Annotated in this window: 20 protein-coding genes; 17 read left to right on the plus strand and 3 right to left on the minus strand. The window is 43.4% G+C overall.

Annotated elements, in window-relative coordinates:
* Positions 1-28 precede the first annotated feature (28 nt).
* The 5 genes from C0033_RS19170 to C0033_RS19190 all read left to right on the plus strand — a co-directional run bounded on the left by C0033_RS19170 (position 29) and on the right by C0033_RS19190 (position 4,636).
* Positions 29-1,048, plus strand: coding sequence for an iron chelate uptake ABC transporter family permease subunit (locus C0033_RS19170; RefSeq protein WP_103229511.1), 1,020 nt, complete (start codon positions 29-31; stop codon positions 1,046-1,048).
* Positions 1,045-2,013: an iron chelate uptake ABC transporter family permease subunit gene (locus tag C0033_RS19175; protein WP_103229512.1), complete on the plus strand. Its 969-nt coding sequence runs from the start codon at positions 1,045-1,047 to the stop codon at positions 2,011-2,013. The genes C0033_RS19170 and C0033_RS19175 overlap by 4 nt, the downstream gene beginning before the upstream one ends.
* 4 nt (positions 2,014-2,017) lie before the next feature.
* On the plus strand, positions 2,018-2,770 hold the full coding sequence (locus C0033_RS19180) for an ATP-binding cassette domain-containing protein (protein WP_103229513.1): 753 nt from the start codon (positions 2,018-2,020) through the stop codon (positions 2,768-2,770).
* 99 nt (positions 2,771-2,869) lie between these two features.
* Positions 2,870-3,967, plus strand: coding sequence for a siderophore ABC transporter substrate-binding protein (locus tag C0033_RS19185; RefSeq protein ID WP_242984551.1), 1,098 nt, complete (start codon positions 2,870-2,872; stop codon positions 3,965-3,967).
* Positions 3,968-4,033: 66 nt separating this feature from the next.
* Positions 4,034-4,636: a nucleoside recognition protein gene (locus tag C0033_RS19190; RefSeq protein ID WP_103229514.1), complete on the plus strand. Its 603-nt coding sequence runs from the start codon at positions 4,034-4,036 to the stop codon at positions 4,634-4,636.
* Here the strand turns inward: C0033_RS19190 and C0033_RS19195 are convergent.
* Positions 4,587-5,186, minus strand: coding sequence for a TetR/AcrR family transcriptional regulator C-terminal domain-containing protein (locus C0033_RS19195; RefSeq protein WP_103229515.1), 600 nt, complete (start codon positions 5,184-5,186; stop codon positions 4,587-4,589). The two genes, C0033_RS19190 and C0033_RS19195, sit on opposite strands and share 50 nt — an antisense overlap.
* A gap of 149 nt (positions 5,187-5,335) precedes the next feature.
* Between C0033_RS19195 and C0033_RS19200 the strand changes: the two genes are divergently transcribed.
* Entirely contained in the window at positions 5,336-6,256 is a 921-nt protein-coding gene (locus tag C0033_RS19200) for an alpha/beta hydrolase (protein WP_103229516.1), read from the plus strand.
* Between the two features lie 144 nt (positions 6,257-6,400).
* Here the strand turns inward: C0033_RS19200 and C0033_RS19205 are convergent, their stop codons facing one another.
* A complete protein-coding gene (locus C0033_RS19205) occupies positions 6,401-7,111 on the minus strand; it encodes a cyclic nucleotide-binding domain-containing protein (RefSeq protein ID WP_103229517.1) in 711 nt (236 codons plus the stop codon).
* 176 nt (positions 7,112-7,287) lie between these two features.
* On the opposite strand from C0033_RS19205, the gene C0033_RS19210 reads away from it, so the two are divergent.
* The 6 genes from C0033_RS19210 to C0033_RS19235 are packed head-to-tail and all read left to right on the plus strand — an operon-like array spanning position 7,288 to position 14,590.
* Complete coding sequence (locus tag C0033_RS19210) at positions 7,288-8,295, plus strand: tripartite tricarboxylate transporter substrate binding protein (RefSeq protein WP_103229518.1); 1,008 nt, start codon at positions 7,288-7,290, stop codon at positions 8,293-8,295.
* Between the two features lie 24 nt (positions 8,296-8,319).
* Positions 8,320-8,760, plus strand: coding sequence for a hypothetical protein (locus C0033_RS19215; RefSeq protein ID WP_103229519.1), 441 nt, complete (start codon positions 8,320-8,322; stop codon positions 8,758-8,760).
* Positions 8,761-8,773: 13 nt separating this feature from the next.
* A complete protein-coding gene (locus C0033_RS19220) occupies positions 8,774-10,261 on the plus strand; it encodes a tripartite tricarboxylate transporter permease (protein ID WP_103229520.1) in 1,488 nt (495 codons plus the stop codon).
* Between the two features lie 8 nt (positions 10,262-10,269).
* Positions 10,270-11,652, plus strand: coding sequence for a sulfatase-like hydrolase/transferase (locus C0033_RS19225; protein WP_103229521.1), 1,383 nt, complete (start codon positions 10,270-10,272; stop codon positions 11,650-11,652).
* 28 nt (positions 11,653-11,680) lie between these two features.
* Complete coding sequence (locus C0033_RS19230) at positions 11,681-12,979, plus strand: amidohydrolase (RefSeq protein WP_103229522.1); 1,299 nt, start codon at positions 11,681-11,683, stop codon at positions 12,977-12,979.
* A gap of 27 nt (positions 12,980-13,006) precedes the next feature.
* Positions 13,007-14,590, plus strand: a complete 1,584-nt coding sequence (locus C0033_RS19235) for a sulfatase-like hydrolase/transferase (RefSeq protein WP_103229523.1) — start codon at positions 13,007-13,009, stop codon at positions 14,588-14,590.
* Positions 14,591-14,709: 119 nt separating this feature from the next.
* On the opposite strand, the gene C0033_RS19240 is transcribed toward C0033_RS19235, so the two are convergent.
* Positions 14,710-17,031: a helix-turn-helix domain-containing protein gene (locus C0033_RS19240; protein WP_103229524.1), complete on the minus strand. Its 2,322-nt coding sequence runs from the start codon at positions 17,029-17,031 to the stop codon at positions 14,710-14,712.
* Positions 17,032-17,331: 300 nt separating this feature from the next.
* Here C0033_RS19240 and C0033_RS19245 point away from each other — a divergent pair, with 300 nt between their 5' ends.
* From C0033_RS19245 to C0033_RS19265, 5 genes are all read left to right on the plus strand, one after another.
* Positions 17,332-18,903 carry an ABC transporter substrate-binding protein gene (locus C0033_RS19245; protein ID WP_180994818.1) on the plus strand — a complete coding sequence of 524 codons (1,572 nt, stop codon included), beginning with the start codon at positions 17,332-17,334 and terminating at the stop codon, positions 18,901-18,903.
* 22 nt (positions 18,904-18,925) lie between these two features.
* Positions 18,926-19,846 (plus strand): ABC transporter permease, encoded by a 921-nt coding sequence (locus C0033_RS19250; RefSeq protein WP_103229526.1) that lies wholly within the window; start codon positions 18,926-18,928, stop codon positions 19,844-19,846.
* Between the two features lie 11 nt (positions 19,847-19,857).
* Positions 19,858-20,712 carry an ABC transporter permease gene (locus C0033_RS19255; RefSeq protein WP_103229527.1) on the plus strand — a complete coding sequence of 285 codons (855 nt, stop codon included), beginning with the start codon at positions 19,858-19,860 and terminating at the stop codon, positions 20,710-20,712.
* A 94-nt stretch (positions 20,713-20,806) separates the two neighbouring features.
* Entirely contained in the window at positions 20,807-21,754 is a 948-nt protein-coding gene (locus C0033_RS19260; RefSeq protein ID WP_242984552.1) for an ABC transporter ATP-binding protein, read from the plus strand.
* Positions 21,714-22,709 (plus strand): oligopeptide/dipeptide ABC transporter ATP-binding protein, encoded by a 996-nt coding sequence (locus C0033_RS19265; protein ID WP_103229529.1) that lies wholly within the window; start codon positions 21,714-21,716, stop codon positions 22,707-22,709. Before C0033_RS19260 ends, C0033_RS19265 begins: the two co-directional genes overlap by 41 nt.

Here is a 22,709-nt window from a genome sequence, read left to right on the forward strand (position 1 = left end):
GGGAGGAATTCACATTAAAAAGTATAGAATGACAATTATTTTAGCCGTTTGTCTGCTGGCATTATCGGTCTGGTCGTTATTTTTAGGCGTGTTGGATTTAAGTTTAGTTAATATTTTAAACGGTGATTTCGAGCAGATTGAAATCCTGATGGTTTCCCGTCTGCCCAGGCTGCTTGCCATTCTCTGTACCGGTGTGGGGATGAGCGTAGCGGGGCTGATCATGCAGCAGCTCTGCATGAATAAATTTGTGTCTCCCAGCACGGGAGCTACTATTTCATCGGCGCAGTTCGGAATTTTGCTGGCGCTGTTGTTCTGGCCCGGATCGACTTTGTGGGGAAGGGCGGTGTTTGCATTTGTCAGCGCGGTTATAGGGACATGGACATTTGTCTGGTTTATCCAGAGAATCACATTTAAGGATGTTGTGATGGTGCCGCTGGTGGGAATCATGTTCGGCAATGTGATCGGCGGGGTGACGAATTACCTGGCTTATAAGTATGATATGACCCAGGCGCTCTCTTCCTGGCTGGTAGGACATTTTTCGTTGGTGCTGAAAGGGCGGTATGAGTTGGTTTACCTGGCGGTGCCACTGGTTATTCTGGCATTTGTCTTTGCAAATCATTTCAATATCGTCGGTATGGGAAGGGACTTTTCTAAAAATCTGGGTGTGCGGTATGAACTTGTGATGTTCGTTGGTCTGAGCATTGCGGCTCTCATTACGGCCAGCGTGGTTGTCGTTGTGGGAAGTATCTCTTACATAGGCCTGATCGTTCCTAACGTGGTTTCCATGTTTAAGGGGGACAAGATCAGGGGGACGCTGGCGGATACGGCGTTATTCGGTGCATTGTTTGTGCTGGTCTGCGATATGATCGGGCGAACGGTGATCGCGCCGTATGAGCTGCCAATTGAGCTGATTGTGGGGATTCTCGGCAGCGTGATATTTATCGGACTGCTTATCTACCGTTTGGGCAACGGGCGGAAAAGCGTCCGGTTAAAGGCTCCGGTGAGCTGTGAAAGAACCTTTACTATGGCGGGAGGGGAAGAAGTATGAGCGGAATAAAACAGAATGCCAACATTAAAAAAATAGTTGTGCTGGTGATCCTGGTTCTTGCGGCGGCGGCTTTTTATCTGCTGACAAAAGTGAATATGAAATACTTTGATTATGCCATGAAACTGAGGGTTCCGAAACTGCTTGTCATGATGACTACCGCATTTTGTATCGGCAGCGCCTCCATTGTATTTCAGTCGATTATCAATAATACAATCGTTACTCCGTGTTTGCTGGGGATGAATTCTCTTTATGCGCTGATTCATACGGCGGTTGTATTTGTATTCGGATCGGCCAGTCTGCTGGCACGGAATGCGAATCTGGCTTTTGCGGTGGATTTGGTGCTGATGGGGGCGGCGGCTACGCTGATTTACAGTTATTTATTTAAAAAGACAAAGCATAATGTTCTCTACGTGCTGCTGGCAGGGACGGTGCTGTCCACATTTTTTACCAGTGTGCAGACTACGCTGACCCGGGTCATGGACCCCAATGAATACGATTCTTTGCTGGCGTCGCTGGTGGCGAGTTTCAGCAATATTAATTCCGGCATTTTGATCTTCTCGCTGGTTTTGATGGCAGCGGTTATCGTCGTTTTAAGAAAGGAACTGGCGCTGCTCAATGTGATTACGCTGGGGAAAGATCAGGCGGTTAATCTGGGAGTGGATTATGACAGGACAATCAGACGGCTGCTTTTGGGAGTAACGCTGTTTATCGCCATTGCAACCGCTATGGTGGGGCCGATCTCATTTTTGGGGCTGATTATCGCCAACCTTTCCAGGCAGCTGTTTAAAACATACCGCCACAGCTATCTGATCGCCGGATCGGCGCTGATCGGCATGGTGATTTTGGTGGCGGGGCAGATGGTGGTGGAGCAGGTTTTTGCCTACAGCGTTCCGATAAGCGTGTTTATCACCGTTGGGGGAGGAATTTATTTCCTTTATCTGCTTTTAAATAACAGGAGGGCATAAAAGGATGTTTATAAAAAATCTTACAAAGAATTATGACGGAAAGCCGGTTGTGGATTCTGTCAGCTTTGAAATACCGAGAGGAAAAGTGATTTCCATGATCGGGCCAAACGGCGCGGGAAAGTCCACCGTGATGGGGATGATCTCCCGGCTGGTGGCGAGAGATGCCGGAATTGTGGAATTTGAAGGAAAAGATATTACAAAATGGAAGAGCAAAGAGCTGTCGAAAAAGCTGGCCATATTGACCCAGACCAATCAGATACAGATGAAGCTGACCGTAAGAGAGCTGGTTACATTTGGCCGGTTTCCATACAGCGGAAGTCATGTGACGGCTGAAGACGAGGAGATAATCAGCAAAGCCATCGCTTATATGGAACTGGAAGAATTTGAGGATCATTTTATTGATGAATTATCGGGCGGGCAGCGCCAGCGGGCTTATATCGCTATGGTAATCGCCCAGGATACGGAAATTATATTGTTGGATGAGCCGACTAATAACCTGGATATCTATCATTCCACCAACATGATGAAGATCGTGCGGCGCCTTTGTGATGAACTGGGCAAGACTGTGATTCTGGTACTGCACGAGATCAATTATGCCGCATTTTACTCTGACTATATCTGTGCGTTTGTGGACGGAAAGGTGGAGAAATTCGGTACGGTGGAAGAAGTGATGACAAAAGAGAATCTGTCCAGGATTTATAAGGTGGATTTTGAGATTCAGGAGATCGAAGGGAAACCGCTGTCCATCTATTATTAGGCAGCTTTAACCATAAAAATCATGTAGCAGTTCAGAGGCCATGCAAGAAGATGCCCCCTCTGAACAGCTGCAAAACTATTATAAAGGAGAACAAGTATCATGAGAAAAATAACAGCAATAATCGGAGCGGCAGTTATGACAATGTCCCTGGCGGCATGCAGCAGTCCAAAGGCGGAAACAACAGTGACGGCGGAATCCGCTTCACAATCTGTGGAGTCAGGTACAACAGAATCAGACACAACAGAATCAGGTACAGCAGAATCAGGTATATCGGAATCTGGTACAACGGAGACCGAAACAAATGGAGGAACCACGGAAACATCTTCCGAAAAACCGGAATCCATCCGGGTGACATCCCTGAATGGAGATGGCGAAAAGATAGAATTGGAAGTGCCGTATGATCCGCAGAGAGTCGCAGTATTGGACATGGCGGTTCTGGATATGCTGGACAACTGGGATTTGGGCGGCCGTGTGGTTGGAATGCCGAAATCTTCAAAGATTGATTATCTGATGGAATATAACAATAATGAAGAGATTGTGAATTTAGGAACGCTGAAAGAAGTAGATATGGAAGCGCTGATGTCCAGTGAACCTGATCTGATCTTCATAGGCGGCCGTCTCAGCGCCCAATATGATAAGCTGTCTGAGATAGCGCCGGTAATCTATACGTCCACCGATTATGAAGCGGGCCTGGTACAGAGCATTAAAAATAATGCGTCCATGATTGCATCCGTATTTGGAGCAGAGGAGAAGGCAGAGGAAACTCTGGCCGGATTTGATGTGCGGGTAGCGGATCTTGCAAAGAAAGCGGAAGGCAAAACTGCGGTGATCGGCATGGTTACAAGTTCCAATTTCAATACGTTGGGAGACGGAAGCCGCTGTTCTTTAATCGGCAATGAGATCGGGTTCACCAATCTTGCCAACAATGTGGATTCCACACATGGAAATGAATCCTCATTTGAACTTCTGGTATCTTTAAATCCTGATTACGTGTTCGTGCTGGACCGCGATTCTGCCATCAATACGGAAGGCGCACAGCTTGCGAAACAGGTAATGGACAATGAACTGGTTAAAAAGACCGACGCTTATCAGAATGACCGGATCATTTACCTTACCCCGACCGTTTGGTATCTGGCTGAAGGCGGAATTACCGCCATGGATGTTATGCTCAGCGATCTGGAAAATGGAATAAAATAAGAAGAAACAACATGAAGTGTTACTTTAAGGCATATCTTAAAGTAACACTTTTTTTGTGGAGCGGATATGCTTAACTATTTATGGGCGTTTATGATGCTGATAGGGATTTTATGGGGGGCATTACATGGAAACCTGAATGCGGTGACAGAAGGGGCGCTTAATTCTTCGAAAGAAGCGGTGACGCTCTGCATCACCATGCTCGGTGTGATGTCTTTGTGGACCGGGGTTCTGGAAGTAGGGCAGGGATCGGGACTGATAGAAGTGATGGCGAAAAAGATGTCGCCCGTTCTTCAGTTTCTGTTTCCCAGAATACCGAAAGACCACCCTTCCAGGGAATACATAGCAACCAATATGATCGCCAATATCCTGGGACTTGGCTGGGCAGCCACGCCTGCCGGGCTTCAGGCCATGGAACAGTTAGAGGAGCTGGAAGAGGAACGAAGGGAAAAGGGAAAATCGGATATCCTGCAGGGAACGGCCAATAATGAAATGTGCACGTTTCTAATTATTAATATCTCTTCCCTGCAGCTGATTCCTATCAATATGATTGCATACAGAGGCCAGTACGGGAGCGTAAATCCAACCGCCATTGTGGGGCCTGCGCTGGTGGCAACATTTCTCAGCACGGTGGTTGGGGTGGTGTTTTGCAAGGTGATGGATCGGAAGTAATCTGAGCCTGTAAAATGATCTGTTCCAATAGCTCGCCAACCTGTTTTGCAATTTCTTCAATTCCAACATGAAATTGATTTAATACATAGGACTCGAGAACACCGAGGACGGCCATGGCCATAAATTTCCGCAGTACTTCGGTGTTCTTTTGACTCGACACTTCTTCCAGCTTGAGGTTCAGCTGCTCCATAATAAAATCCAGCAGGCGGTGGCGGAAGGTAATGGTGCTTTCCGTGGAAAATAGGGCATTAAAAAATGGTTTGTGATTTTCAAAATAATTAAACCACAGGACAGTGCCTTCCACAAATCCCAAATCCTTCTTTTTTTCACATAGCTCTGTAAGTTCTTCGATTGTACCGTCAACAATTTCATTTAAAAGATCATATTTATCCAAATAATGCAGATAGAAAGTTTTCCGGCTGATATCGGCTTTTTCTGTCATATCCTTTACTGTAATCGCATCAAAACCATCGTCTAAAAGCATTTCTAAAAAGGCCGATTGGATCGCTTTTTTTGATTTGATAATTCTTCGGTCTGTCGTTTTATCCATGATATTCTCCTTTATTACACACATTTTGAAAAATGAGTATTACTACATGGATTTCTGAATCTGGTAATTGATAATCAGAAAATCATAGTTTAATATTATTATACACAAGAGTAATAATACACGCAAGTAACTTTAAAGGAGGTTTTCTGATGAAAGTAACTCAAAAAGCAGTTTGGATTCCTGTTGGCGGACATAAGGTTGCCGCTGTCTTGAATGTGCCGGAACAGGCGGAGGAAAAAAAGAACCCTGCGATTGTCTGTGTACATCCCGGCAGCAGCTGTAAAGAGCAGACGGCTGGTATTTATGCCGGAAAAATGGCTGAAAAAGGCTATGTGACGATTGTATTTGACGCATCCTGTCAAGGAGAAAGCGAAGGAGAGCCAAGATTTGCAGAGTTTCCCGCGCAGCGTGTAGAGGATATTCACTGTGCAGTGGACTATCTGACCACGCTTAACTTTGTAGATGAAAACAGGATCGGCGTGCTTGGCGTGTGCGCAGGAGGCGGCTATGCTGTCAACGCTGCCATGAGCGATCACCGTATTAAGGCGGTAGGTACAGTGGTGGGAGCTAATATTGGACGTGTACAGCGGGAAAGCTGCGGCGATATTGTTCAAGTGATGGAGAATGCGGGAAAACAGCGTACAGCAGAAGTGCGCGGTGCGGAAAAAATGATCGTGAACTGGATTCCTCATAATCAGGAAGAACGGGAAGCGGCGGGAATAAACGATATTGACATTGTAGAAGCGGTGGACTATTATACCACAGCCAGAGGCCAACATCCGGGTTCTCCTAATAAACTGTTGTTTTCCAGCATGAGCGCAATGCTGAGTTTTGATGCATTCCATTTGGCTGAAGTGCTGCTTACGCAGCCGCTGCAAATCATTGTGGGGGACAAGCAGGGCGCATTTGGTTCCTATCGGGACGGTTTGGAATTATATGAACGCGCAGGTTCGCAGAAGAAGGATCTTTTGGTATTAGAAGGGGTAAGTCATTACGATCTGTATGATCAGCCGGGGCCTGTGGAAAGGGCGGTGGAAAAGCTTGCTGTGTTTTATCAGGAGAATCTGTAATTTAAGTTAACAATGAGTGGAGAAAATGGAAACACGGCTATAGATGTACTGCTCAGCGATCCGGGAAATGAATGAAATAAGAATAAACCCTATAAAGTGTTACTTTAAAGCATATTTTAAAGTAACACTTTTTTGTTAAGATTTTTATTCCGGAAGCCAGCTAATGTGAATTTTTTGCAGGGCCTCGTATTGAACTTTATTAATATAAATGCTGTGGGAGCTAATGCTGATTAATTGTTCTTCTTTCATTTTTGCAAGAAAGCGCTGGATACTTCGTACATTAACACCTAAAAAATTAGAAATATTTTGCCGGCTTTCCCGGATCTTTACCGGCCCTTCAAAGTTTTCCGGATAGGATTTTAAATAGAATAGATAGTTGTACTCTAAATATATCACAAGGCCAATATAAGAGGGGGAATTGTTACATTCAGAAACCAGAGTGAGTAAAGACTGGAGACGATTGACAACCCTCTTTGACATATTTACAGAAAAATCATGATATGTTCCGAAACATGATTGCATTAGAGGCTTCGGAAGAAGCGCAGCTACAACTTTGGTACGGGCGGAAATGCTGGCTTCGAAATTCATGGTGTCCGGATATACATTCATAAAGCCGATTACATCGCCAATAGTAGCTTTACGAAGTGTGAATTGGGTGCCGTTTTGTGTTGTTTGGGAAGAACTGCATACTCCTTCTAATAAGATGTAAGTATAATAGTGTTTTTCACAGTGCTCCATAATGATATCTTGCGGGGCATAAGATCTGATTATTATGCTGTCTTTCATTTCCGGAGAGAGTTCGTGTAAGAGTTCATTTAACCAAGGATATTTGATGATAGCATCTGATAAGTTCATAAAAACCTCCTTGATTTTTAGTGAAAACATAGAGTGATCAGACATTTGTCACAAAACAATGTTTTTAAATCTGATATAATTAGTCCAGACGCTTAATAGAAAGCAAAAACTTTTTACCAGTATATCATAATTTGCCTGAAAAATGAATATACGGTGGCAAGAAAAAGGAGGAAACTATGAATATGAAGAAAACAGCATTATTAATTTTGGCAGGAGGTATGGCACTTGCATTGGCCGCTTGTTCGAGTGGCGGATCACAAAAAAATACGAAACAGGTAACGAATGAGAATAGTGATGTGAATTATCCGGATGGTGATTTAAGAATTCAGGTGCCGTTTAAAACAGGCGGAGCGTTAGATGTACAGGTTCGTACAACTGTACAGTATCTTTCAAAGGAGCTGGGAGTTAATGTAATTGTTGAGAATACAGCCGGCGCCGGCGGACAATTGGGAACTACAGAATATCTGAAAGAGCCGGCCAATACATCGACCATACTTTTGACAGACGGATGGCTTATGACGGTTACCCCCATGATATCCTCTGTTCAATATAGTATTGATGAATATATGCCGATTATCGACCATAACATAATAGATTTTTGCCTGTTTGCATGTCCTTCGAAATCAGGAATTAACAATATTGACGATTTAAAAACTTATGGCGCGGACAACAGGGTTCTTTTTGGCAGTGGAGGCGCCGGAACGTCTTTGTATGTTGTCCAGAAAAGTCTGCTGGATGCTATGGGGGTTCAGTCGGATACCATTAGCCAAAACAGCACTTCAGAGGGTATGGGAAACCTTATGGCCGGAACTGTGGATGTTACACTTTCCTCTTTTACAGATGCAGCTGATTATGTAGCGAATGGAGATATTGTTCCTATTTTGTGGTTTGGGAAAGAGACCTATAAAGATGATGATGTGTATGCGCAAGGTGTTCCATGCGCAAAAGAACAAGGTATTGAAATCGACTACCAAGGATTTACTTACTATTCTATAAGAAAAGGTACAGATGAGAAAGTGATAGAAAAACTGCAAAATGCCTTTACGGCTGTTTACGAAAATCCTGAGTTTAAAGAAGAATGTAAAAAAATCGGATTTGCTCCTACGGGAATGAAGACAGAAGAGATAAACAGCTATCTGAAAGCATATACAGAGATGGCGGATAAGAACTTTACACTGGAGTAAGTAAAGAGGAGAAGGTTGAATAATATGAGGAAAATTAATGTAACGGCAGTGTCGTCAGCAATCATGCTTTCGATTGCAGTAATCATATGGATTGCCATACCATATTGCATTGAAGAGGTACAGTCTCCTGTGGATATTGGGCCCAGGGCCTTTCCGCAGTTTGTATGCGCTGTTATGGCGGTTCTCAGTGTTGTGCAGCTTTTATTACTGATAACAGGAGTTCAAAAGGGGAAATATAAAGAAGTTAATTTTAAAGACCGGATTTTAGTATATATAGCTATGGTGCTGGCACTTCTGACCGTCATAGCGTCAGCATTTATTAATATTATTCTTTCAGGCGTAGTCTGCGCCATGATCTTTTTGGTGCTTATGAAAATAAAAGACTGGAAATATTATGGGGCAGTTGCTGTAACTGGAATCATATTACTGGTATTGATGAAATCTGTTATGAATATCCGGTTTTAAGGGAGGAAGAACGATGGCAGAAATTGTTGCGGCGTTGCCGTTGGTGTTAAGTTTTCAGACTATATTTTGTATGCTGCTTGGAAATGTTATAGGAATGTTATTTGGTGCGATCCCTGGTTTTACCGGTGTCATGGCAATTGCCATAATTCTGCCATTTACATTCTCGCTGGAAGCATCCGGTGGTATTATCATGTTGTTCAGCTGCTTTTGCGGCGGCTGTTTCGGCGGTTCCATAACGGCGATTCTGATTGGAACGCCCGGGGCTCCGGAAGCGGCTGCTACAGTAAAGGATGGGTATAAATTAGCATTGAAAGGCGAGAGCTATAAGGCAGTATGTATGGCTGCATTTGCATCCTGCATAGGCGGCCTGATCAGTGCATTTTTACTGCTTGCGTTGGCGCCTGTTATTGCAGAATGGACGTTATTGTTTACCCCGCCGGAATATTTTGTTTTGGGAATTCTGGGAATATCCGTTATTGCCGGTCTTAATGAAGGAAACATGCTTATAGGAGTTGCAGCCGGTCTTCTGGGTGTATTGTTGTCTATGATCGGTATGGATGTGCAGAGCGGCGTACAACGGTTTACATTTGATAATCTTCAATTATATTCCGGTTTAAACCTGACACCGATTATACTTGGCGTATTTGCACTGAACAGAATTTTTAAAGGTTTTGAAAAGCGAAGAAACGGCAATGAGAACGGGCAAATGATTGAACTGAGCAAAGAAAAGCTGACCATGAAGGATTATAAAGACTGCAGCGGGGCAATTTTGCGCGGTACAGCTGTGGGTTCTATAATCGGTGCGATTCCGGCTGCCGGAGCAGCGATTGCAGCTTTTATTAGCTATAATATAGAAAAAGTATGTTCTAAAAAGCGCAGCCTTTTGGGGACGGGAGTGCTTGAGGGAGTAGCGGCACCGGAGGCGGCCAATAATGCGGTTACCGGTACTTCCTTGATTCCGCTTCTGACATTAGGAATCCCGGGAAGCGGAGGCGCGGCTACTTTACTTGGCGCTTTTATGATGCATGGATTGGCCCCGGGCCCATTTCTGTTTCGTAATAATGCTGTTACTATGTATGCAATAATGATCGGTTTTATTTTGACCAATATATTGATGTATTTTGTGGTAAAAGTGTCTGCCAGATGGTTTGTTCATATCTCACGTGTTCCGGAACCGGCGCTTATTACGGTCCTCTTTGTTATATGTCTGGCCGGAGCGTATTGTGGAAAAGCTTCCTGGTTTGATGTGATCATTACGGTTATTGTCGGAATCTCAGCATATTTACTTTCTGAACTGAACGTACCAATGATTCCGTTTATTCTGGGATTTATTTTGGGACCTACGATTGAGGTCAACTTTAGAAAAGCTTTGATAATGTCTAATGGCGATGTTTCAATCTTTGTGACACGTCCGATTTGTATCTTTTTAATTATATTGATTGTAGTGATGCTGGCAGGAACAAAGGTTATGAATAAGAGCCTTGCAGGAAATCGCGATTGAGGTGGAAAATGAAAAAAAATATATTGTTTCTTATGGCAGACCAGTTTGCATATCATGCTTTGGGATGTCTTGGTTCGTGTGCCAAAACACCGGTGTTGGATTATCTTGCGAAGGACGCGCAGCAGTTTACCAGCTGCTACACTGCCTGCCCGTTGTGCCTGCCGGCGCGCGGTTCACTGGCCACTGGCCTTTATCCGGAAGAGTTAAATACAATGGATAATTACAGTGTTGGGCTAACTCCGGAATCGGTTACCTGGATGCAAAGAATTCAGGAGTATGGTTATCAGACGTCTGTTTTTGGTAAGATACATCTGCATAAGTTTGTGGATGACCTTCGGGATCTGGAAATGCAGACTAAGGGGTATGGATATGATATTGTCAATGAGCTGCCGGGGCCCCGCACTTACGGAATGATGCGTTCGGACTATTATGACTACCTAAGTGAAAAGGGTCTGCTGGAATGTTACCAGGAAGATATGAGAAGGAGATACGAAACGGGGCCGGTATATGACAGCAGTCCCACACCGCTGCCTACGAAGGACTATGCAGATGTATACATAGCTGACCGGGCATTGGAATACTTGGAAAAGGTGTCGGAAGAACCGTGGTTTTGTACCGTTAGCTTTGGCGGCCCCCATGATCCATGGGATACTCCGGAGGAATATACAAGACTGTACGATAATATAATACCGCCATTGCCGCTTTTACCGCCAAAGTCTATAAATCCCAATCGTCCCAGAGGGGTTTATGATGAAATTCTGAATGGAACGTATGATCCCAGCCTTACAGAGGATATCCATAATATGACGAAAGAAGATGTGATAGCGATACGGCGCAGCTATTATGGCCATATTACGCTGATTGATGAGCAAATTGGAAGGATCTTGGAATGTTTAAGGCGCAGGGATATGTTAAAGAATACTGTGGTGGTATTTACTGCGGACCATGGTGAAGAAAACGGAGATTATGGTCTTATTTTTAAGGAGACTTTTTTCGAGACTTCTGTTCGCGTACCTATGCTTATATGGGATCCGGAACGCCAAGGAAAGAAGATTAATACCCCGATAGAATTGATGGATTTGGGCCCAACCCTTTGTGAATTAATTGGCCTGGATGGCGAAATTGGACATGCGCGCTCATTGGTTCCGCTGATGCAGGGGAATGCAGGTAAAAAAAGAGTTGTTTCCCAGATTTTTGGAGAGACAATGATATTGGAGGATTCCATAAAGGCGGTATTTAATAAAGAACAGCAGATATATCTTTTGTTTGATTTAGAAAAAGACCCGGAAGAATCTCTCAATATTGCTGGAACAGAGGAGGCAGCTCTTCTGGAAAAGAAAATGCATCAGTCTTTGGTAAGCTGGAGAAAAGAAACGAATTTGGGTTTTTAATGATTGAACGCAGAAAGACGGTTTAAAAATGAAAATAGAAATTAAGCACGGGACCATTCTTACACTCAATAATAAAAACGAAATAATTGAAGACGGCGTTTTATGTATTGATAATGAAAAAATCGTATCGACAGGCCGCGAGTGCATGGTGGGATTTATACCGGATAAGGTGATTGATGCAAAGGGCGGCATTATTATGCCTGGATTAGTAAATGCACATTGTCATTCGCCGATGACAATGTTTCGTAACTTTGCAGGAGGATTACCATTACAGACCTGGATGTTTAAAAAAATACGCCCGCTTCAGCAGTATGTAACCCAAAAGGATATTGAAAGCTGCGCTAAATTGGCATATATTGAAATGATTAAAAGCGGAACAGCAGCTTTTGCAGAAATGTACGCATGGGCGGATACTTTGGGGGAATTAACTGCTGAATCCGGTCTAAAAGCTTTGATAGCGGGGAACTATGGCAAAGATCAGGGCCTGGCCGGAGTAATTGATAAAAAGCGAATTTTGGAGCATAGTGAGGAAATCGAAGAGAAAAGTAATGGGAAAGTAAAAGAAGGGCTCCTGTTACACTCTTTATATGCAGTACCGGAAAAAACTATTTGCGAGACTGCAGAATTTGCGCTGGAAGCCGGGTTGCGAATTCAAATCCATGTATCAGAAACAAAAACGGAAATAGAGGAATGTCAGGAAAAATATCACATGACACCGATTAAAAAGTTAGATGAACTGGGTGTATTTCGTGTCCCGGCAATTGCAGCACATGGCGTATATTTAGAAGAAGCCGATATTGAAGTGTTGAAACAGCGAAACGTAAGTGTTGCACATTGCCCGGTAAGTAATTTAAAGCTCGGAAGCGGAATAGCGGATATTTATAAACTTATGAATTCCGGAGTTAACGTGTGCCTTGGTACAGATGGAGCAGCAAGCAATAATAACTTGAATCTGTTTAAGGAAGCTAATATAGCGGCTTTAATTGCAAAGGGAATCCATTGTGATCCAACGATTGTTTCAGCAGAAGAGATTCTTCGTATTGCCATAGAAAATGGTTATAAAGCGTTGGGAATAGAAAAAAGCGGACGTATAGAAGCTGGAATGAATGCGGATATCATCATATTATCTGCAAAAGAACCACATTTTACTCCTCTTACGGAAGTTTATGACGCTGTTGTTTATGCGGGGCAGGCTGGTGATGTGGTAATGACAATGGTAAATGGTGAGATTTTAATGGAAGACCGGGTAATAAAAACCCTGGATGAAGAGAAGATCTTAGCAGATGCAAAAGAGACGGCAAAAAGGATTTTGAAAAGAGCGGAATAATCCAGCTATTCAAGGAAGGAATGAAATATGAAACGCCCCAATATTTTATTAATCACAACTGATCAGCAAAGATATGATACCATTCATGGGATGGGATATGATTTTATGGTAACTCCGAATTTGGATCAATTAGTGTCGGAAGGATGCTGTTATCCAAATGCTTATTCCAGTAATCCGGTGTGTATGGCTGCAAGACATAATATCATTACGGGACTTAGTGCAAAATACCATGGATTTGATGATAATTATTTTGAAGATGATCCCAAAGTTATGCCATATGATCTTCCAACCATGCCTCAATTATTGTCTGATAATGGCTATGATACGATTGCCATTGGAAAAATGCATTTCCAGCCATGCCGAAGAAATAATGGATTCACCAAAATGGAACTAATGGAGGAAATACCAAGAAATTTGGAAGATGATGAATATGCAATGTATCTGAAGGCGCAAGGTTATGATGATTTACAGAGCCTGCATGGGGTAAGACATCTGTTGTATATGCTTCCACAGCGTTCCTTGGTTGATGAGAAACATCATGGAAGTGCATGGGTAGCGGAAAGAAGCATCCATCATTTGAAAGAAAATGGGGGAAACAGGCCATTCTTCATGTGGAGCAGTTTTATTGCCCCGCATCCCCCGTTTGATGTTCCGGAAGAATGGGCAGATTTATATAAAGGAAAGACCTTTCCACCCTTGAAAGAGTCGAAAACACCGATTTCAGAATTGGCTGAGTGGAAGAAATACATTGCAGATTATCCGAATGAGAGTTATTTACAACGGGCAAGAGAATTGTATTACGCCTCCATTTCATTTGTGGATTACAATATTGGGAAAATTATTCAGCAGTTAAAAGATTTGGGTGAATACGATAATACTTTAATTATTTTTACCAGTGACCATGGCGAGGTGCTAGGAGACTATGGGACATTTCAGAAAATGCTGCCGTATGATGTTTCAGCACGAATTCCATTTCTCATACGTTATCCAAAGAAATTAGCTGCTGGCAGCCAGGACAGAAGATTTGTAGATTTAAATGATATCCTTCCAACAGTACTCGACATAGCCGGAGTGGATTATCCAAAACCAGAGCTTTTGCCGGGAGAGTCTATTTTTATAAATAATGGATGGAAAGACAGAACCATACAGTATGTAGAACATAGTCATGGAAAATTACGGTGGATCAGTTTGAGGAATAGGCAATATAAATATACTTATTATTATGGCGGAGGTCATGAAGAACTATTTGATATGGAAAAAGACCCTGATGAGACAACTAATTTATTGTATCAGAATCAAAAAGAACAAATTTTGAAAATAAAGAAACGGTTAAAAGAGCAGCTGCTTGCATATGAGACAAGGTATGGACTGGATGGCTATGTTAAAGATGGACATTTTATAGAACTCGAGGAGTTTAAGAGCTTTTTTTACCGTGAAAACAATCCTCCTATGTTCCCTAAAACACAGGAAAATGTATATATGACATTGGAAGAGGAAGTAAAAAGGGCGGTGGCTCATGAGACTGATGTGCATTTGGAAGAATTAGATATCCGGTTTTTTGAGGATAGGGGTGTTTTGAAAAGGGAAAGGCTATTAAAGGAGGAAAAATAGCATATTTCGCCGGGCTTCCTGCTCGTTATAAAAGTGAACGTGACAGCCGAACACAAAATGCGTGTGTTTGACTGTCACGTTCATTTTTATGGCTCATATCCAGATGGCGGCAACGCTTCTCAGCGCGGTGGCTGAGGCGGCGTTCTATAAGGTGATGGATCGGAAACGGGGGTGATGGACTGTTCCTTCCTATACTGTCCCGGGGTCATATTCATATATTTTTTGAAAACCCGGATATAATTCTGAACGGAGTTATATCCTGACTGCATAGCTATGTCGTTTAAGGGTTCGCTTGTTTCTGTCAGCAGTGTAAGGCTTTTTTGAATCCGGTACTGATTCAGATAATCAGTGAAATTAACGCCCAGACTTTCTTTGAAAAGCTTGCTCAGGTAGGTGGATTTGACTCCGATAGCTTCCGCGGCAGTGTTCTGTGATAAGTCGTAGTCCTTATAATGTTCGTGAATGTAATTTTGACAGGAGATAATATAAGGATTATTTTTTCGTTTCAGCATTTTTCCAAGCTGCTGAATGATGGTTTCGCAGGAATCCATCATGGTGAATTTCAAAGTTTCCTCATCCATAGCCTCCAGCGATTTGAACTGCGGCAGGAGGTCGTTTGAAAAGGCGCTCAGATTGATATAGTCTATTTTTGAGATTCCGTCCTGAATGGAATTAATATACAGTTTATAGTTGTCATAAACCGTTCCTCCCGATTTTCCGATTTCATCAATTGTGCGGTTGGACAGTTTAACTGCGCTACCAACATCGTCTTTTTGTACAAGCTCCAAAACCTGTATTGCCCTGTATGGTATCAGTTTACGATGATCTTTTTCAGGCTGGTGTTCACTGCTGCTTTGCACCGCCGTTTTACTTTCCGACTGAATAGCAGCCAGCGCCTCCTTGTAAGAGAAACCGATGTCCAGGATTGAGGTATACATATGTCCGGCATTGAACTGAAAAGGCAGGCGGTATTTTTTTGAGAAAGCGCCGACAATGGGTTCCAGATCGGTGAGCCCTTTTAACAGTTTGATGACGGAATCATCCCTGTTAAACGCAAAAACAATGGCCAGACGGTTGTGGTCCATGACCGCCATATGGTAAATGGAATCGTGTTTCTGACAGTAATCCGATATCAACTCACAGAGTTCTCCGATAATGGAAGGCGGAAGTTCGCTGATATCCTGCCTGTCATTTAGGGAAAGGACACATACAACATAAAAGGCATTGATCCGAAATTCGCTTTTTGATTCTTTTAAAATCTGTTCCACTTCTGAATTTTCAAATTGGGTTCCACGAAGTAAATCCATAAATAATTTTGTTATAATGCTGCCTGATACATTGCTTATCATTGCGTCCAATTCCGACTGTCGGTCCGATAGCTGGTGAAAGGAATGGGAGATGAGGTCGAATTCGTTTTTATAGACCGTATCATCCTGAGCTGATGAGCCTTTCGGCATCTGTATGCTGCTGAAAAGCTTCTGGATCGGAGCGTAGATAACGGCGGTCAGGAAAAATGAAAAGATACAAGCAGTTACCGTTACAATCAGAATAATAGGGGCCAAAGATAAGAATATGGCCTGGTCAGACGGACTTAAAGATAGTTCGTCCAATTTATACAGTATCTTCCAGTTCGTGATCTTAGAAGACGAGATAAAATAGGCAGACCCATCTAAAGAGAAATAGCCGTTTTTTGTGACTAAAAAATCATCCAGAAATTTGGCCGTAATTTCCTGAGGATAATTTGTTTTAGAAGAAAAAACCGGGGCATGGAAACTGTCATAAACAAATATGGAGCCATTGCCGGAAGCTTCTTGTGTGGTGCGGCGGAAAAGCTCGTCCATATCCACAAAGTAGAAGAGTGTAGCCAGTTTTTTGGGCCCGTTTAAGGGGAAATCTCTGGCCAGAATCAGATTGTTGCCGTATAAAAATGCAGAACTCACCTTACTGCTGTCTTCAATGGTCTTTGCCATTACCGTTTGCCTTTCATAATCTGAAATCATGGCGGAATATGGGCTGTTTTCAAAGGTGTATGTCTTATAAGAAGAGGTAAGAATATTATTCTGCAGAGGGATGTACAGGATGGCCTGCTGAATGAGCAAATTATTATTGGCGGTTAGAGCCAATTCTGAAGTTACCAGATTATTATTGGAATCTTTGACTTCTTTAGACAGGGAGGTCTGAAAAACGTTTCTGGAATAAGAGAGCTGTGTCAGTGACTGATGGAGGCTGACTATATAGTTATCCGTATTATCGAGAATGACATTGGCATAGGATTGGGCGGACTGGGCAGAATATTCCAGAGTTTTTTCTGAAATAATGTGTGCGATATAATAGACAAAAAGAGTACTAAGCACAACACATAGAGTGATCATAGCCAAAAGAATTTTCACAAAGTTGCTTTTAAACTTAAATTGTTTAATTGGTTCAAATGTGTAGTTCACAAAAATCCCCCCTGAAAATGTAAATAGTCTTTGAATATTTTAACCAAAATAAATGTTTGCGTCAAGGGAAATGAGGGCGAATTGCATAATTGGATTAACAAAAGTGAGAGAAGTTAACATTTTTTGTTCAAAAACAGCAAAATATGTTAATTCCGAAAAAACGAAAAATTGACGGAAGAGGATTCAAAATTTATACTTCGAGGTGTAAGCGGTTAACAAAAAAGCATTCATGAAAGCTGAAATCATTTTACAAGTAAAGGGGAAAATAATATGTGGAAAAAGGGGTTATTAAAAAAGGGTTTGGCAATTTTTTTGTGTGCAGGCATGCTTGCATCATCTTTAACGGCATGTTCATCATCAGGAACTTCTAATGGAGAAGGAAAAACTTCGGCAGGAACTGAAACAGAAGCAAAGGGTAATGCGGCATCAGCAGAGGAAGGACCTGTAGTGGTAAGAGTATCGAATAATCAGCCACTGGCATCTTTAGACCGGTATGCCGGGTTTGGAATTGAGCAAATCTCTCTCAGTTTATTATGGGGAGATGCGTTGCTGATATCGGATCACGCAGGAAATTATACCAATTGGCTGGCCGAAGATATTGCCTTTTCTGATGATAACTTAACGGCATCTGTAAAATTAAAATCAGGAGTCAAATTTCAAAACGGCGAGGAATTGAAGGCATCCGATGTGAAAACCACATTTGAGAGAATCATTACAGATGATACGCTGACAAACGGATCTAAATGGGGAAAATACCTTGAATCCGTAGATGTGACAGATGATTATACCTGTCAGTTTAATTTCAAAAATCCCATGCCGATTTTTTATTCGGAAGTCTGCTTTGTACCGATTATAAACGGTAAAGCATATGAAGAAAATCCGTCGGGATTCTTTGAAAAACCGGTTGCAAGCGGTCCGTTTAAGGTAATCTCATTTGATTCCATTAACAATGAGGTGACCATGGAACGCAATGATGACTGGTGGGGATGGGATGACGCAAATAAGAGTAATGTGGACCAGATCAGTTATAAGTACGTGGCGGAAGATACTACCCGTATCTCCAGTTTGAGGGCAGGAGAGTTGGAAATCTGTGAAAATGTGCCTTCAGATAATATCGATCTGTTAGCACAGGAAGGTTTTTCCATTAACCAATATGTCGCTTATACGTTCACATTTCTTGGAATCGGAAGCGGGGAAGGAAAAGTATTTAATGATGCGAAGCTGAGAGAGGCGCTTTCATTGAGTATCGACAGGCAGATGATTGTCGACAGTATTCTTGGAGGCGGTAAAATCGCAAAATGGCCGGCAGCGGATGACCAGTCCGTATATGAGGATCAGGGCTATGAATACGACATGGATAAGGCAAAAGAACTTGTAGCGTCATCCGGTTATGACGGTTCAGAACTTTCTATGATTGTCAATACGGGAGAAGTGCTCCGGGGAGCCGAAGTGGCACAGGCCATTCAGTCTATGGCGGCAGAAGCCGGCTTAAATGTGATGATAGAAACGCTGGAAGCAGCGACTTATAATGAGCGCCGTGCAGCAGGTAATTATGACATTTGCCTGGGTGTTAACACAATGACTAACAGTGAGTTCTTTGTATCCGCAATTGAAATTAATGCTACAGACAGATTTGCCACAGGATTTACTGATGACAAGATGATGGAATTGGGAAAAGAAGGACAGGCTCTGGTTGATATCGGTAAGCGAGTTGAAAATGCTAAAGCTATATATCAGATTGTCATGGATAATTTTGCGCCTAACATCTACCTGTATCAGATTCCGGGATGTGTTGCTACAGACGGCGGAATCAGCAATTTGACAATTTACGGTGATAATACCATTGATATGAGATTTATGAAGAAAAACTAAACAGGGCAGGGGAGAGGATCTTATGGCTAAGAAAGTTATAAAACGAATCATTTCCACCATCGTGGTATTAATCGGTGTCAGTATTATGTCCTTCTTCCTCGTGAGACTTGGGGGCGGTGATCCGGCGAGGCTTTGCCTGCCGGATACCGCAACAGCAGAAGAGGTAGAGGCTCAAAGGGAACGGATGGGATTGGATCAGCCCTATGTGGTGCAGTATGTTACATATATGAAGGGAATTATGAAAGGCGATCTGGGATATTCCTACAATTATAAAAAAACAGTGGCGGAACTGATTGCGGGCCGCCTGCCGTATACTGCAAAACTGACTGTGGTCGCCATGATATTTTCGTTACTGATCTCCATTCCTTTGGGGGTTATAGCGGGAGTGAAGAAAGGATCGGGAATCGATATATTCGCAATCTTTTGGGCTTTGCTGGGGCAGTCGCTGTCTCCGGTATGGCTGGGACTTTTACTGATATTGGTATTTGGCGTTATGCTGCGGTGGCTTCCGACGCAGGGATCGGGCGGAATTAAATATATGATTATGCCTGCTCTGTGCCTTGCATTTCAGTTTTCCTCCCTTGCCACGCGTTTGATGCGTTCCGGTATGGTGGATGTTCTTCAGGAGGATTACATTACGGCTACAAGAGCGAGAGGAATCAGCAGAATGAAGGTAAACACAATTTATGCATTTAAAAATGCACTGCTTCCGGTTATTACCGTCATAGGAGCGCAGGTTGGATCAATGCTCTGCGGGTCCATGGTCATTGAATCCATATTTGGCTGGCCGGGGTTGGGACAGCTTACCATTACCGCGATTAAGGCCAGGGATTTCCAGCTGGTTCAGTCGTCGCTGCTGATCTCAGCATTTATATTTGTAGCCTGTAACCTGGTGGTGGATATCTTATATACGTTTATAGACAAACGTGTATCATTTAATTAGGGGAGGTTGCGATGGACAGAAAAAGCCTTCTTAGAAAAATGTCGAAAAATAAGTACTTTATTCTTGGGGGAGCCGGTGTGCTTACTATTCTTTTACTCTGTGCCCTGTCTCCCTGGTTTGTAAGATATGATGCGACGGCAGCCAATCTGGCCGCCAGGCTGACTCCGCCGGAATGGTTGAGCAACGGTTTGGGCGGTCACATATTCGGGACAGACCCATTGGGACGTGATGTTTTGACAAGAGTTTTGATGGGTGGACGCGTTTCGCTTTTTATCTCGTTTTCTGTGGTTATTCTCAGTTCCTTATCAGGAATTATCCTGGGTCTGCTGGCAGGCTATTATGGAGGCACTGTGGACACGCTGATCATGCGGTTCTGCGATATCATGATGGCGACGCCTTCTCTTTTGCTGGCAGTCTGCGTGGTGGCGGTTATGGGAAGCAGTTATACAAACTTAATTCTGGTGTTGACGCTTACAAACTGGCTTACCATGTCCCGTGTGGTCCGCGGTGTTGTTTTAACAATCCGGACTTCCGACTATGTTAATGCTGCAAAGCTTTTAGGAGCCAGCGATGTGAGAATTATGTCTAAAGAAGTATTTCCAAACGTGCTGACGCAGGTGATAATTAATGCTACGCAGAATCTTGGAACCGTGATTTTGATTGAAGCCAGCATGAGCTATCTGGGAATGGGCGTTCCCCTTCCCACACCTGCCTGGGGAACCATGTTATCCGACGGAAGGGAGTATATAGGAACCGCTCCGTGGATCGTGGTGGTGCCTGGGATTGCGCTGATGCTTACGGTGCTGTCTTTTAACTTCCTCGGAGATGGAATCAGGGATATATTTGACCCGAAAAACAAAGATTAACCTTTGGCTTTATCGATAAAAGAAAGTAGGAATCTGTATGGAAGAATTACTGAAAATTTCGGATTTATACGTGGAATACCGCTCAGGAGGCACTGTGGCAAAGGCAGTGAACGGCTTAAACTTCACGATTAATAAAGGTGAAGCCATCGGTTTGGTGGGCGAAAGCGGAGCCGGAAAAACGACCACAGCATTGTCAATTCTGAATCTGCTTCCCGATAAGATCGGATATATTACAAAGGGAGATATCACATTCTGCGGAGAATCCGTGGTACATATGAAAGAGAAAAAATTGGAAAGTATCCGCGGCAGCAAGATCGCTATGGTGTTCCAAAATCCGCTCAGCTCCCTAAACCCGGTATTTACCGTAGGGCACCAGATAGAGATGGTGCTGGAAAAACATAAAAACTTAAAAAAGCAGGAACTGCATAAGGAAGCCGCCAATCTGATGCGCCTGGTGGGAATTCCGGATTACCGCATGAGTGATTATCCGCATCAGTTTTCGGGAGGAATGAGGCAGAGGGTGGGAATTGCCGCGGCCTTGGCCTGTTCGCCGGAACTGCTGATCTGCGACGAACCAACCACTGCTCTGGATGTAACCATTCAGGCACAGATTCTGGAACTGATGAAAAATCTGCAGAAGGAATATAATACCTCGCTGCTGATGATTACACATAATCTGGGAATTATCTCAGAGCTTTGTCAGAAAGTGGCCATCATGTACGGTGGAACCATTGTGGAGTACGGAACGGTGAAGGAGGTGTTCAGCCATCCAACCCATTGGTACACCATTGGGCTTTTAAATGCGATTCCGAAACTGGAAGGTCCGAGAGAAGAGCTGGTTTCTATTCCCGGAGCTGTGGTCAATGCACAGAGAATGCCAGAGGGATGCGCATTTCATCCGCGCTGCAAGCACTGCACCGGACAATGTCAGAGCCGGATTCCGGCACTTGTAAAGCTGAATGAAGATCATTATGTGGCATGCTGGGAGAGGAGAGAAGAACATGAGCGTGAGCCAAAGCACACAACCGTTGCTGCAGATTGAGCATTTAAAGAAATATTTTGAAATTCCGGGAAAGGGAGAGCTGCACGCAGTAGACGATATTTCTCTCAATATCTATGAAAATGAGACGTTAGGTCTGGTTGGAGAAAGCGGCTGTGGTAAAAGTACGGTGGGCAATGTGCTGATGCAGCTTACGGAAGCCACTGAGGGAAAGATCGTTTATGACGGAACAGATCTTGTAACGGCGGGTAAAGGCCGCAGACATGAGCTCCGTTCGCAGATGCAGATGGTATTCCAAGATCCGTATTCTTCTTTAAATCCGCGTCAGACGGTGAGAGCTATTTTGAAATCCCCTCTTCAGATACACCGGATGGCTAAGGGAGAAGAGCTGGAAAAACGTGTGGAAGAAATGGCGGATATGGTAGGTCTGGAGCCCTATGTGCTGGAAAAGTTTCCTCACGAACTGGATGGAGGCAAACGTCAGATGGTGGGAATCGCCAGAGCGCTGGCCTTAAATCCTAAATTTATCGTCTGCGACGAACCCGTATCTGCCTTGGATGTTTCCGTACAGGCCACGATCATTAACCTTTTGATGAATATACAGAAGAAAATGGGCCTGACCTATCTGTTTGTATCCCATGATTTAAGCGTTGTGCGCCATATCTCAAACCGGGTGGCGGTTATGTATTTGGGGCAGATTGTAGAACTTGCGCCAACGGATACCATTTTTGAAAATACTTATCATCCGTATTCCATCGCACTTCTTTCCGCAGTGCCTAAAATCGAGTTTGACGGTAAGATGGACCGCATCGTGTTAAAAGGAGACGTTCCAAGCCCGTTAAATCCAAAGCCGGGATGCCGTTTTGCCCCGAGATGCTGGATGGCGTGTGAGGAGTGCAGCCGGAAGACACCGGAATTAAAAGAGGTGGAAGAGGGGCATTTTGTAGCCTGCCCTTATTGGGAGGAAAGCAGACGGAAATCCAGAGAACGTTCGTAA

This window comes from Clostridium sp. chh4-2 (assembly GCF_002899675.1).
Taxonomy (GTDB): Bacteria; Bacillota; Clostridia; order Lachnospirales; family Lachnospiraceae; genus CHH4-2.